Here is a 12,395-nt window from a genome sequence, read left to right as displayed (position 1 = left end):
TGCTCTACCGACTGAGCTAACGACCCGATAAGCTGTGCATTATAGAGATAGTGCACACAGCTGTCAACACCTTTTTTAAACTTTATTTATTCGACAACGATTTTCGGGAAGCGGCTGCTGAAGTCTTTGCCTTTATCGGCAATGGCCAGCGCGATTTGGAATGCGGCTTCGGTGTAGATGTCGGCGATGGTTTGGTTGTTTTCAAACAAGGCCGAAGATGTGCCGCTGTCCATGGCTTCGCGTACAGGCAAACTTAACGGTAGCTGGCCGAGCAACGGTACGTTCAAACGCTCTGCCAGGTTTTTACCGCCTTCTGCGCCGAAGATTGCTTCGGCATGGCCGCAGTTGGAGCAAATATGGACAGACATGTTTTCTAAAACACCCAAAATCGGGATATTGACTTTGTTGAACATATCCACGGCTTTGCGTGCATCAATCAGGGCGATGTCTTGCGGCGTGGTGACGACAACGGAGCCGGTTACGGGGATTTTTTGCGACAGGGTCAATTGGATATCGCCGGTACCGGGCGGCAAGTCGATGAAGAGATAATCGACATTGTCCCACTCGCTTTGGAACATAAGCTGTTGCAAGGCTTGGCTGACCATCGGGCCGCGCCAAACGACGGCTTGGTCGGTATCGACCAGAAAACCGATGGACATCACTTGAATGCCGCTTTCGGCTTCAACGGGAATGAGTTTTTTGTTTTGTTGGTCGGGTTTGCGGTCTTGTACGCCGAGCATGGTGGGCTGGCTTGGGCCGTACAGGTCGGCATCGAGTACGCCGACACGCGCACCCATTCTGGCCATTGCAGTGGCAAGGTTGGCAGTGGTCGTTGATTTGCCGACGCCGCCTTTGCCCGATGCAACGGCGATGATGTTTTTCACGCCTTTGATGGTTGCTACGCCGGGTTGAACTTTATGCGTACCGATTTCGGTATCGATACTCAAATGGATATGAGTGTCGCCGGTATGTGCCATGACGGCTTCTTGGAGGGCGTTGGCAATGTCTGCGGCAATATGGGCAACTGGGAACGCGAATTTCAGGCCGATATGCAGGCCGTCTGAACGCTCTTCAAGGAGTGTAACGGCTTTTTCGCTGCCTAAGGTGCGCATTGTGTGGGGAATCAATACGGCATCGAGTGCGGTTCGGATGGCTGGGATATTCATAATCTGCCTCTTGAATGTGGGAAATTGTTTATGTGCGCGATTTGTCGTGCGACAAATCTGCCGAATTATACCCTTGAACGCCATGCAAGGGATACGCCCGAAAAACTTCAGGCTGCCTGAAACATCGGGCAGCCTGAAAAGTGGGTCAACTGAAACGCGGCCTTATTCGCTCAAGAGCGCAATGTCGGCAACTGCGTTCATTTGTTCTGCCAAGCGGTTTAGCAGGTTCAAACGGTTTTGCTTCACGGCAGCATCTTCAGCCATTACCATCACGCTGTCGAAGAATGCGTCGACTTGCGGTTTGACGGAAGCCAGCTCGGACAAAGCAGTTTGGAAATTACCTTCGGCAACGGCAGCGGCAATTTTCGGCTGCAAACTTTGCGCGGCGGCGTACAGGGCTTTTTCTTCGTCTTGTTGCAGCAGGCTTTCATCGACTTCGCCCAACTCGGCATCGGCTTTTTTCAGCAGGTTTTGCACGCGTTTGTTGGCGGCGGCGAGCGCAGCGGCTTCGGGCAGTTGTTTGAATGCGGCAACGGCTTGCAGTTTGGCATGGAGATTATATAGCTTATGAAACCAAAGGCGTGCTCCCTCTTTACTTTCTTCAGGATTTTGTTTCGGACCTTTCAAAACTGCTGAGATTACGTCTTGCGAATATTCATTTTGTAAAAGAATTGCTAAACGGGTTTCAATGAAAGAAGTTATGTTGAACACAAAATGTTGCTGTTCCAAGGAATTTGCCATATCTTTCCAAACACGAGGAAAGGTTTCATATGTTTTATCAATTAACTTACCTAATCCTAATTCATCTCCTTTACACTCAGGTAACATTAGTATCCGCAAAATACCCAATGTGGCACGACGCAAGGCGTAAGGATCTTTATCACCGGTAGGAATTTGTCCGATACCCCAAATGCCAACTAAGGTTTCTAGCTTGTCGGCCAGCGCAACAGCAATAGCGATTTTGCTTTGAGGAAGATTGTCACCTGCAAAACGTGGCCAATAATGTTGCTCAATGGCTTCGGCGATTTCTTCGGTTTCGCCGTCCAAGCGGGCATAGTATTTGCCCATGGTGCCTTGCAATTCGGGGAACTCGCCGACCATTTCGGTTACCAAGTCTGCTTTGGCCAAACGTGCGGCACGCTCGGCTGCGGCGGCATCCGCGCCCAATGCTTTGGCGATATGGGCGGCAATGCTTTGCAGACGCTCGATGCGCTCGGCTTGCGAACCAATTTTGTTGTGGTAAACCACGCTGGATAATTTCGGCAGGCGGCTTTCCAAAGTCGCTTTTTGGTCTTGTTTGTAGAAGAACTCGGCATCAGACAGGCGCGCGCGCAAAACGCGTTCGTTGCCTTGGATGATGTGTGACGGGTCTTCGGTTTGCAGGTTGGAGACCAGCAGGAAGCGGTTCATCAGCTTGCCGTTTTGATCGAGCAGCGGGAAGTATTTTTGGTTTTGCTGCATGGTCAGAATCAAGCATTCTTGCGGTACGGCGAGGAAGTGTTCTTCAAAACCGGCTTCCAATACCACAGGCCATTCGACCAATGCGGTCACTTCGTCCAACAAGGCTTCATCGGCGGCAACGGTCGCGTTCAGACGGCCTGCCTGCTCGTTCAAGGCCGTCTGAATGGCGGCTTTGCGTTCGGCAAACGATGCTTCTACTTTGCCTTGCTCGCGCATTTGTGCGGCGTAGCTGTCGGCGTTTTCGATGGCGATTTCGCCGCTGGAGAGGAAGCGGTGACCCAGTGTTTTGTTGCCGCTTTGCAGACCCAAAACGCTGACGTTTACGATGTCGCCGCCGTGCAGCACGATCAGGCTGTGTACAGGGCGCACGAAGGTAAATGTGCTGCTGCCCCAACGCATGACTTTAGGAATCGGCAGTTTCTTAACAGCTTGATTGATAATGTCTTCCAAGAGCTCGCCCAGCGGTTTGCCGGTTTGGACGTATTCGTAGGCGTACACGTCTTGCTTGCCGTCGTTGATGATGGTCAGGTCTTCGATTTTCGCACCCGCACCGCGCGCAAAACCTTCCAAAGCCTTAGTCGGCGCACCGTCTTTCATGGCATTCGCCACGGCAGGGCCTTTTTTCACAATTTTTTGATCGGCTTGAACGGCTTTCACGTTTTTGACTTGAACGGCCAAACGTCGTGGAGAAGCGTAGGCAGTGTATTCGGCTGCGCCGTCAATCAGTTGCGCTTTTTCCAAGCCTTCGGCAACGGAAGCGGCAAAATGGTTGCCCAGATTATTGAGGGCTTTGGGCGGGAGTTCTTCAGTGAGAAGTTCGATTAAAAGGGTTTGGGTTGTCATGTGCTTATCGTTAAATAGGAAATTGGTTTGGCATCTGAATACGGCATCATGCGGTTTTCAGACGCAAGGTTAATTGAATTGACGGCGATTTTATCATTTTCAGACGGCCTGTGGCTGTCTTTCACAAACAATTTGCCCGATTTTCAAGCAACTTCGTCCGCAACGGCTTCAATTCGTAGCGCGGATATACGGCAAACCGCTGGTTTCGTCGTATTCGGGAATATCGCTTCCGGCAAACAGCGCACCGGCCAAACGCACGGCCGCGCCGGTAACGGCCGGAGAAATCATAAAACCGTGGCGGAACAGGCCGTTAACTTCAATTAGGCGGCGTTCGCGGTTGAAGCGGATTTCGGGATTGTGGTGGCTTAAAGTCGGGCGCAGGCCGGTGGCCAGTTCCAAGAGGTTCGCCTCGCCAAATGCCGGATGCACGGCATACAGAGCAGACAAAAGTTCCAAACCGGAACGCACGCTGGCCGGCGCTTGGCTTTCGCTTTCGATTTGGGTCGCACCAATCACAAAAATATGGTTTTCCTTCGGCGCGATATACAAAGGATAGCGCGGATGCAGCAGGCGCACGGGGCGGGACAGCTCGATTTCAGGGGCGTAAACGCGCGCTACTTCGCCGCGTATGCCGCGCAATTGGCTTTCAGATGGCCTGTTCCATGCTGCTTTTGCACCGTAACCGCGACAGTCTATGACCCAATCGTATTGCGCCGCCAAATCTTCGACTTCGCGTTCGCACGACCAATGGCACACCACATTCATTGATTCCAAAGCATCGGCAAGCGCATTCAATACCTGCCGTCCGTCCAACTGCCCTTCTGTCGGCAGATACAGGCCGTCTGAAAACCGCCCTGCCAGTTGCGGCTCGTTTGCTGTGATTTCATCCGCGTTCCAACGTATGGTTTCATGTTCCGCCACGCCGACGCGCTTCAAATGACGGGCAAACTCGGCGGAAAGCGGCTTGTCCTGCGTGTGCCAGACAATCAGGCTGCCGTTTTCCTGCATCATCACCGGCGTATTCAGACGGCCGACAATCGCGCGCCAAAGCGCAATGCTTTGTTTGCCCAAACGGATGACTTCGGGCGTTGCCTCCACCGCTTCGGCAGACGGCGCCAACATGGCCGCGGCAACATAAGCGGCGGCTTGCGCGCCGTTGCGTTCGCCTTTCTCAAACAACTCGACCGAAATGCCCTGCTCTGCCAGTTGGAACGCCATCAGACGGCCCGACAGACCGCCACCGAGTACCGCAACCTTAGACATCAGTTTCTCCTTGTTTTTAATATATAAATAAGCGGCATATTTTAGAACTTGTTTTGCTGTATCACAATATCGACAGAAAATGAGAAAAGTTTTTGCATATCATGATTGCCCAGATCAAGCCAATAACTTATAAACAAACAGACGGAATCCCTCCCTCTGCAAGCAGTTACCCATCGCCTCAGACTGCCAATCAGCTTTTATAAAAATATCTTCCTTACATAAAACCTACTATAATGCCATCTTTTGACATATTTACATTCACTCAGCATCATTGCACCTACTGATTGGCTTTGATGCACCCATTTGATTTTATAAGAAATAATGATGAAAAGCTTGGGCAGTACTTTATTTATCCTCGGCGTATTGGCATTCGGTTTGAATTATATGAACGCCGTCCCCAAAGTCTTGGCCTGGATTTACGAATGGGGCGAAGATACCGCCATGTGGATTAAAGCAGGCATTACAGGTAGTGGCGCTTTACTGTGGTTAGCAGGCAATTTCCTTGAAAAACCTGCAGAGGCAGAAGCTGAACCGGAAGAGGAAGAAGAATAAATACCATAAAAGGCTGTCTGAAAAATTTCAGACGGCCTTTTTTATAGGTTCACAAAACAGCGCTTTCTTTATGTTCGAAAGTTTGCCTTTTAAAGCCCGTTTATTGTGGCGGTAAATTGTGTTGCCGTGCAGCTTTTGACGCTGAATACGCCCGCCTGCTTATCCAAATTTCACTTCTGCCCCGAATACTTCCTGCCACAGTTTTCGCACGTTGCCATAGTGGGTCAGCAATTCGTCCGTCACTTCGGTTTTTTTGGCGTCGCGCAGTTTGGTGTTGTGTTGCTGCTGGCGGTAGAAGCGGTAGGCGGTGCGGCTTTGTTCGGCGAGGGTTTTGTCGATGAGGCCGCAGTCGGCGGCGATGTTCAATAGGGCGATGTTGCCGTAGTTATCGAGGAGTTGCGGATACTGGCGGGCATGGGCAAGTATCAGATATTGGACGATAAATTCGACATCGACCACGCCGCCGCGCGCGTATTTGACGTTGCTGTCAACCGGCGGATGTGTGGGGAACATTTTTTCACGCATTTCGATGATTTCGCCTGCTAAAACGGTCTGGTCGCGTTCGGCAGTCAGCATTTCGGTGCGGATGCGGTCGAAGGCCGTCTGAACATCAAACGTACCGAAAATAAAACGGGCGCGGGTAAGGGATTGGTGTTCCCACGTCCATGCGTTTTCGCGCTGGTATTTTTCAAAGGCGGCGATGCTGTGGGCGAGGAAACCGGCGTCGCCATTAGGGCGCAGGCGCAAGTCGGTTTCGTAGAGGCTGCCTGCGCCGGTGGCGGCGGAAAGCCAGTTGGTCAGGCGGCGGGCGAGGCGGCTGTACATGTCGCCTGCGTCAGGATGGGGATCGTCGTAGAGGTAAACGAGGTCGAGGTCGGAGGAATAGCTGAGCTCTTTGCCGCCCAGTTTGCCGTAGCCGATGATGGCGAATTGCGGTGTATCGCGGTGTTTTTTGGGCATATCCGCCCACGCGCATGACACGGCGGCGGCGAGGATGGTGTCGGCGAGGGCGGAGAGCTGGTCAGAAAGGGATTCTACCGTCCACAGTCCGGCAAGGTCTTGAACGGCGAGGCGGAAGACTTGGGCGTGTTGGAAATGGCGCAGCGTGTCCATTTGCGCTTCGGTGTCGCCGCCGCAGGCTTTGAGGTCGTTTGAAAGTGCGGCGGCAAGGGCCGGCCAGTCAAACGCGGTATCCAAAAGCTGCGCGCTGATAAGTTCGTCCAGCAGAATCGGATATTTGCTCAGATACGCCGCCACCCATGAGCTTTGGCTCATAATCTGTGCCAGCTGCACCAAGGTTTGCGGATGTTCGTTGAGGAAGGCGAGATAGGCGGAGCGGCGGCTGATGTTTTCGAGGAAGTCAAACAGCCGCATTAATGTATCGGTCGGGTTGGGTTGCTCGGCTGCCGCTTGTACCAACAACGGCACAATCGCGTCAAAACGCGGCTGGGCGTGTGCGGAGAGGTGGCGGTATTTATGGCCGTTGCGGATTTGGTCGAGCCGCGTGGCGATGGTTTCGGCATCGAACCCGTGTTCTTTCAGACGGCCTAGCCGTTCTTCTTCGTCGGGTTTTTCCTGCCATGCCCACTGCCATTCGCTGTTGCTTTGCGTTTGCTCTTCGGGTTCGCTCAAGATTTCGTTGAACAACCGATTGACTTTGTTCCGATGAACATTGAGGCCGTCTGAAAAGGCGGCATAGCTGTCGAAACCCATGCTTTCGGCTAGCAGTTGTTGTTGTTCGGGCGAAGTGGGCAGGGTTTGAGTTTGCCGGTCGTCCCAGTATTGTAGGCGGTGTTCGACATCGCGCAGGAAGCGGTAGGCAGCAAGCAGGGTTTCGACGTTTTCAGACGGCATGATGCCCAGCTCGGCAAGTTTCTTCAGCGTTTCTTGCGTGCCTTTCAGTTGCAGCGCGCGCATTTGGCCGCCGCGTATCATTTGGAAAATCTGGGCGATAAATTCAACTTCGCGGATGCCGCCTGCGCCGAGTTTGATGTTGTCCGCCATGCCTTTTTTGCTGACTTCGCTGCGGATTTGGCGGTGCAGGTTGCGTATTGCTTCATATGCGCTGTAATCCAGATATTTGCGGAACACAAAGGGGCGCACCAACGCTTTGATGTCGTTCGGATACGGCGTAACTACGCGGCCTTTGCACCACGCATAACGCTCCCATTCTCGTCCCTGCGTAATTAAATATTGCTCCAGTGCGGTTTCGCTCAAGACCAGCGCGCCCGAATCGCCGTCCGGCCGCAGCCGCATATCGACGCGGAACACCTGCCCGTCGGCGGTAATGTCGTTCAGCAACGCAATCAGTTTCTGCCCAACTTTGGTGAAAAACTCCTGATTGCCGCGTTCGCGCCTGCCGTCGGTATCGCCCGATTCGGGATAGACGAAAATCAAATCGATGTCGGAAGATACGTTCAACTCATAGCCGCCCGCCTTGCCCATCGCCACCACGCTCAAATACTGCGGCGATTTCGTATAACGCCCGATCGGCGTACCATACATATCCTGATAATAGGCGTAAGAAAAGTCTAACGCAGTATTCACGGCAAAATCGGCAAACAGCGTAATCGTGCGGGTCACTTCGTTCAAATCGCTGATGCGGTTTATATCGCGCACGATAATCTGCGACACCACATAACGGCGTAACTCGCGCAACTGCCGCGCCAATTCTTCCTCATTTTCTTCCGCGCGGATTTTGCCCCAATCCGCAAAAGCTTGAAAATCAGCTTCGGTCAAAACCTTGTCCAGCATGGGCAGGAAAATTTCGGGCTTGAGTTTGCCGGAATCAAGATTGCGGGCGAGAAAAAGGGAATAACGGCGGGCAGTATCGAGGCGGTTCATAATCTTTGCCTGAATAAACAGAAAAGACCATCATAGCAAGGTTTCAGGCCGTCTGAAACCCACGCTTTCCCCTATCCGTGCAATCGGCTAAAATAGCAATCTTTGCAACCCATCATAAGGAAACCGCCATGACCCGTATGGTTCACTGCGTCAAACTCGGCAAAGAAGCCGAAGGCATGAAATTTCCGCCGCTGCCCAACGAATTGGGCAAACGCATTTTTGAAAACGTTTCCCAAGAAGCATGGATGGCTTGGACCCGTCACCAAACCATGCTCATCAACGAAAACCGCCTAAGCCTTGCCGATCCGCGCGCACGCGAATACCTCGCCCAGCAGATGGAACAATACTTCTTCGGCGACGGCGCAGATGCCGTACAAGGCTACGTTCCGCAAGAGCCTAAATAAGCATTAAACGCCGAGGCCGTCTGAAACCCGATTTTCAGACGGCCTTTAAAATTCCCGATTGCCCCGCATATTAGGCAAATAGAACAGATAAATCATACAAACCCATGATTCTCTGTTAAAATCCAAATTTCATTCATTTCAATCCACACTGGAGCAAACGCCATGCAAAACGACGTTTACGACTATACCTCGCAAGGCTCGGTTGCCAAAAATACCGTCCTGCAAAAAACCTACCGCCTGCTCGGCCTGTCTTTCATTCCTGCCGTTGCCGGCGCGTTCTTTTCCGCCAAAACAGGCTTTAACATTTTCTCCATGTTCGGTTCATCTTGGATTGCCCTGGCTGCCTTCTTCGGCTTCTTCTACGGCATGACCTTCCTGATCGAGAAAAACCGTTACAGCAACGTCGGCGTAGCCCTGTTGATGATCTTCACTTTCGGCATGGGCCTTGCCATCAGCCCTATGTTGCAATACGCCCTGGCTATCAACAACGGCGCGCAAATCGTCGGTACAGCCGCCGCCATGACCGCTGGTGTCTTCTTCACCATGTCCGCCATGGCACGCCGCACCACAATGAACATGAACAAACTCGGCAGCTTCCTCGGTGCCGGTGCGATCGTGCTCATGATTGCCGTTGTGGCCAACATCTTCCTCAACATCCCTGCCCTGAGCCTGACCATCGCGGCCGGCTTCGTTGTCTTCAGTTCCCTGATGATTATGTGGCAGGTGCGTGCCGTTATTGACGGCGGCGAAGACAGCCACATCAGCGCAGCGCTGACCATCTTCATCTCCATCTACAACATTTTCAGCAGCCTCTTGAGAATCCTCATCTCTATTAGTGGTGACGACTGATAAAGCCGCAAAGGCCGTCTGAAATTTCAGACGGCCTTTTTGATTTTTGACATCACCGGCAAACTCCCCTATCCTGAACGTACACAAACCCCATTCCCAACCTAAAATGACCACGACCACTCCGCGCCGTGCCGTGTATGCAGGCAGCTTCGATCCTCCCACCCTCGGCCACCTGTGGATGATACAGGAAGCCCAATCCCTCTTTGACGAACTCATCGTCGCCATCGGCACTAATCCCGAAAAGCGCAGCACCTACACCATAGAAGAACGCCGCGCCATGCTCGATGCCATTACCCACCCCTTCCCCAACGTCCGCATCAGCGTGTTTGAAAACCGCTTTTTGGTCGATTACGCCCGCGAAGCCAACGCCAATTTCATCGTCCGCGGCATCCGTTCCGCTGCCGACTACGAATACGAACGCTCGATGCGCTACATCAACAGCGACATCGCCCCCGAAATCTCTACCGTCTTCCTAATGCCGCCGCGCGAAATAGCCGAAGTGTCCTCCACCATGGTCAAAGGCCTGGTCGGCCCACAAGGCTGGCGCGACATGATAGGCCGCTACCTCCCCGACCCCGTCTATCAAAAAATTCTGCAAGACCACGAAACAAACACATAAAACAAAGGCCGTCTGAACATTTCAGACGGCCTTCCAATTTTCATTGATTATTTACGGGCAGACGTCAACACCTGCAGGTTTTGATTCAACGTTTCCATATCCAACCAACCGGCGGCAATAAACAGCATCAGAATCACCGTACCCACGCACAGCACGCCGATACCATACACCAGATAGCCCACCAAAACACGACCCACCGTTGCATTACCCATCCACATCAAACCGCGTACCTGCACCACAAATACCCAAGCCTGCCACAACAGCGCAAACGCAGCCAACGCCGGCACATACAACACCAGCAACAGCGGCAACAACAACGCCTCAGATACCAAAATAAAGCCCCACAAAGGCAGCCGGGGCGCACCGTAATAATGCAGCACCTTGCGCATCGAGCGGCTCAACACCAACCATTTCACAATCACCAAAATCACCGACAGGCACACCGCCACCACGCCACTGCCAAACAAAGGCGACATGCTGGCCGCGTTCACCACACCCAACAGCAGCAACACCGCCGCCATCACCAAAGGCGAATACAAATACGTCTCCGGCGAACGATAGCGCAAACGCAAAACATCCCACATATCACGAACAAACACATACAGCATGGCATAAATCCAAAGCAAAAAAGCCGATTGTATCTTAGGCCGTCTGAAAATCAAACCGGCAAACCTAAAAACCGCCAATTAAAACGAGAAATAATTCAATACAAAACAAAATCTTAATTTACCGCCTCAAAAATAAAGCCTACAAATACTTGCACAAGGAAACGAAATTTGGTTTAATTCACATCTCGCAACGAAACACGCGAAGGCCAGATAGCTCAGTTGGTAGAGCAACGGATTGAAAATCCGTGTGTCGGCGGTTCGATTCCGCCTCTGGCCACCACCAACCGCATTAAAGCGGTTATTTTTTTATCTATACGATTTGCACGCATGCTTTAAGCGCAAATCCCGTTCCAGACCATGCGTCCCGATTTCCACACAAGGCCGTCTGAAAAATTTCAGACGGCCGTTGTTTATGTTGGCATGGCATAAAAATCCGCTTCTCCGCCCCATTCCGACAGAATACGGCGCTTCCATCCGAATCGGCTGAAACCTTCGCGTACATACTGAATATGAATAAAGTTCAAGGCAAGTCGGTTTACTATATAATACCGTCCAAACCAACCATAACTTACTCATTGCAGGGAAGATAATGAAAAAAGTGCTGATTGTGCATTACTCGCAAACGGGGCAGCTCTCCAGCCTGGCGCGAAATTTTGCCGCGCCGTTGCAAACAGCCGGCATACAGGTCGATTGCGTCAATATCGTACCGGAGCAGGCATTTCCGTTTCCGTGGCCGTTTTGGCGTTTTTTCGATACCTTTCCGGAAACCGTCCATTTAAAACCCGCCCCGATTCTGCCGCCGCAAATCCCATCCGAAGATTACGATGTAGTGGTCATTGCCTACACCGTTTGGTTCCTCTCTCCTTCGCAACCGATGACCGCCTTTTTGCAATGCGAAGAAACGCGCCGGCTGCTGGACGGCAAACCGGTCATCACGCTTATCGGCTGTCGCAATATGTGGCTGGGCGCGCAGGAAAAAATGAAATCTTTGCTGAAACAAAACGGCGCCAAACTCATCGGAAACATCGTAAAAATCGATGCCTGCAACAGCGCGGCAAGTTTCATTACCACGCCAGCATGGATGCTGACCGGCGACAAGCGCTATTTCCGCCCCCTACCCTCCGCCGGCATTGCTGAAGAAGAATTGGCGGATGCGGCGCGGTTTGGTACGAAATTGCGCGATACACTATTGAACCAACAGCCTTTGGACGAAACCCTGTTTCAAAACATGGGCGCGGTGACAGTGAATGAAAAACTGATTTTCAGCGAACGCGCCGCCGGTCGCAGCTTCTTCGTCTGGGGCAAGCTTTTGATGGCGGCAGGCAGGATTTCTCCGCTTTTGCGCCGTGCCTTGTTGTGCTTCTACATCATCTTTTTATTGGCGATGATTTTGGTAGTTTTGCCCGTCAGCGTAATTTTAAAAAAACTGCTGCATCCGCTGCTCAAAGGCCGTCTGAAAAAACTGGCGGACTATTATGAACAACCGTCAGGAAAATGATACGTTTCAGACGGCCTCAAACTAGGAGAATCCATCATGCCCGAAGTTATCCACTACCCCGAACGCCGTCGCTTTCAAATCGACATTGACGGTTTGGAAGCAGGCTATATCAGCTATACCGAACATAACGGCGGCTGGGACGTAAACCATACCGTGGTCTCGCCCAACTTCCGTCATCGCGGCATTGCCAAACTGCTGGTGAGCGCGCTGATGGAATACGCCGAAACACACAACATCCCGTTGACTGCAAGCTGCGACTACGCGGCGCGGTTTATCGGTTGATTATTT

The 12,395-nt window shown here is 52.1% G+C and carries 11 protein-coding genes and 1 tRNA gene; 7 read left to right on the top strand and 5 right to left on the bottom strand.

Translation table 11 applies throughout. The annotated features are described in order from the left end of the window. Positions 1-86: 86 nt before the first annotated feature. From apbC to HMPREF2560_RS03320, 3 genes are all read right to left on the bottom strand, one after another. Entirely contained in the window at positions 87-1,166 is a 1,080-nt protein-coding gene (apbC, locus tag HMPREF2560_RS03330) for an iron-sulfur cluster carrier protein ApbC (RefSeq protein ID WP_070591815.1), read from the bottom strand. A gap of 162 nt (positions 1,167-1,328) precedes the next feature. Further along, positions 1,329-3,470 (bottom strand): glycine--tRNA ligase subunit beta, encoded by a 2,142-nt coding sequence (gene glyS / locus HMPREF2560_RS03325; RefSeq protein ID WP_070606149.1) that lies wholly within the window; start codon positions 3,468-3,470, stop codon positions 1,329-1,331. A 168-nt stretch (positions 3,471-3,638) separates the two neighbouring features. Beyond that, on the bottom strand, positions 3,639-4,733 hold the full coding sequence (locus HMPREF2560_RS03320; RefSeq protein ID WP_070873710.1) for an FAD-dependent oxidoreductase: 1,095 nt from the start codon (positions 4,731-4,733) through the stop codon (positions 3,639-3,641). Between the two features lie 324 nt (positions 4,734-5,057). Here HMPREF2560_RS03320 and HMPREF2560_RS03315 point away from each other — a divergent pair, with 324 nt between their 5' ends. Next, on the top strand, positions 5,058-5,285 hold the full coding sequence (locus HMPREF2560_RS03315; RefSeq protein ID WP_070873709.1) for a cell division protein: 228 nt from the start codon (positions 5,058-5,060) through the stop codon (positions 5,283-5,285). Positions 5,286-5,444: 159 nt separating this feature from the next. On the opposite strand, the gene glnE is transcribed toward HMPREF2560_RS03315, so the two are convergent. After that, complete coding sequence (gene glnE / locus HMPREF2560_RS03310) at positions 5,445-8,129, bottom strand: bifunctional [glutamate--ammonia ligase]-adenylyl-L-tyrosine phosphorylase/[glutamate--ammonia-ligase] adenylyltransferase (RefSeq protein WP_070873708.1); 2,685 nt, start codon at positions 8,127-8,129, stop codon at positions 5,445-5,447. A 128-nt stretch (positions 8,130-8,257) separates the two neighbouring features. Between glnE and HMPREF2560_RS03305 the strand changes: the two genes are divergently transcribed. The 3 genes from HMPREF2560_RS03305 to coaD all read left to right on the top strand — a co-directional run bounded on the left by HMPREF2560_RS03305 (position 8,258) and on the right by coaD (position 10,001). After that, positions 8,258-8,533 carry an oxidative damage protection protein gene (locus HMPREF2560_RS03305; protein WP_003682648.1) on the top strand — a complete coding sequence of 92 codons (276 nt, stop codon included), beginning with the start codon at positions 8,258-8,260 and terminating at the stop codon, positions 8,531-8,533. A 162-nt stretch (positions 8,534-8,695) separates the two neighbouring features. Then, positions 8,696-9,382 (top strand): Bax inhibitor-1 family protein, encoded by a 687-nt coding sequence (locus tag HMPREF2560_RS03300; protein ID WP_049336659.1) that lies wholly within the window; start codon positions 8,696-8,698, stop codon positions 9,380-9,382. 106 nt (positions 9,383-9,488) lie between these two features. After that, a complete protein-coding gene (coaD, locus tag HMPREF2560_RS03295; RefSeq protein WP_003748177.1) occupies positions 9,489-10,001 on the top strand; it encodes a pantetheine-phosphate adenylyltransferase in 513 nt (170 codons plus the stop codon). A 47-nt stretch (positions 10,002-10,048) separates the two neighbouring features. On the opposite strand, the gene HMPREF2560_RS03290 is transcribed toward coaD, so the two are convergent. Next, complete coding sequence (locus tag HMPREF2560_RS03290) at positions 10,049-10,609, bottom strand: hypothetical protein (RefSeq protein WP_070606660.1); 561 nt, start codon at positions 10,607-10,609, stop codon at positions 10,049-10,051. A 204-nt stretch (positions 10,610-10,813) separates the two neighbouring features. Here HMPREF2560_RS03290 and HMPREF2560_RS03285 point away from each other — a divergent pair. The 3 genes from HMPREF2560_RS03285 (at position 10,814) to HMPREF2560_RS03275 (ending at position 12,389) form a co-directional block, all read left to right on the top strand. Then, a tRNA-Phe gene (locus HMPREF2560_RS03285) sits at positions 10,814-10,889 on the top strand. A 309-nt stretch (positions 10,890-11,198) separates the two neighbouring features. Continuing rightward, a complete protein-coding gene (locus tag HMPREF2560_RS03280; RefSeq protein WP_070606158.1) occupies positions 11,199-12,107 on the top strand; it encodes a hypothetical protein in 909 nt (302 codons plus the stop codon). Between the two features lie 36 nt (positions 12,108-12,143). Further along, positions 12,144-12,389 (top strand): GNAT family N-acetyltransferase, encoded by a 246-nt coding sequence (locus HMPREF2560_RS03275; RefSeq protein WP_049332250.1) that lies wholly within the window; start codon positions 12,144-12,146, stop codon positions 12,387-12,389. Positions 12,390-12,395 lie beyond the last annotated feature (6 nt).

The sequence above is a fragment of the Neisseria sp. HMSC078H04 genome (assembly GCF_001838135.1).
Taxonomy (GTDB): Bacteria; Pseudomonadota; Gammaproteobacteria; order Burkholderiales; family Neisseriaceae; genus Neisseria.
This window is presented reverse-complemented; position numbering and strand designations above follow the sequence as displayed.

Coding starts and splice junctions, on each gene's coding strand:
- apbC (WP_070591815.1), bottom strand. CDS start 1,166: ATGAATATCCCAGCCATCCGAACCGCACTCGATGCCGTATTGATTCCC.
- glyS (WP_070606149.1), bottom strand. CDS start 3,470: ATGACAACCCAAACCCTTTTAATCGAACTTCTCACTGAAGAACTCCCG.
- HMPREF2560_RS03320 (WP_070873710.1), bottom strand. CDS start 4,733: ATGTCTAAGGTTGCGGTACTCGGTGGCGGTCTGTCGGGCCGTCTGATG.
- HMPREF2560_RS03315 (WP_070873709.1), top strand. CDS start 5,058: ATGAAAAGCTTGGGCAGTACTTTATTTATCCTCGGCGTATTGGCATTC.
- glnE (WP_070873708.1), bottom strand. CDS start 8,129: ATGAACCGCCTCGATACTGCCCGCCGTTATTCCCTTTTTCTCGCCCGC.
- HMPREF2560_RS03305 (WP_003682648.1), top strand. CDS start 8,258: ATGACCCGTATGGTTCACTGCGTCAAACTCGGCAAAGAAGCCGAAGGC.
- HMPREF2560_RS03300 (WP_049336659.1), top strand. CDS start 8,696: ATGCAAAACGACGTTTACGACTATACCTCGCAAGGCTCGGTTGCCAAA.
- coaD (WP_003748177.1), top strand. CDS start 9,489: ATGACCACGACCACTCCGCGCCGTGCCGTGTATGCAGGCAGCTTCGAT.
- HMPREF2560_RS03290 (WP_070606660.1), bottom strand. CDS start 10,609: ATGCTGTATGTGTTTGTTCGTGATATGTGGGATGTTTTGCGTTTGCGC.
- HMPREF2560_RS03280 (WP_070606158.1), top strand. CDS start 11,199: ATGAAAAAAGTGCTGATTGTGCATTACTCGCAAACGGGGCAGCTCTCC.
- HMPREF2560_RS03275 (WP_049332250.1), top strand. CDS start 12,144: ATGCCCGAAGTTATCCACTACCCCGAACGCCGTCGCTTTCAAATCGAC.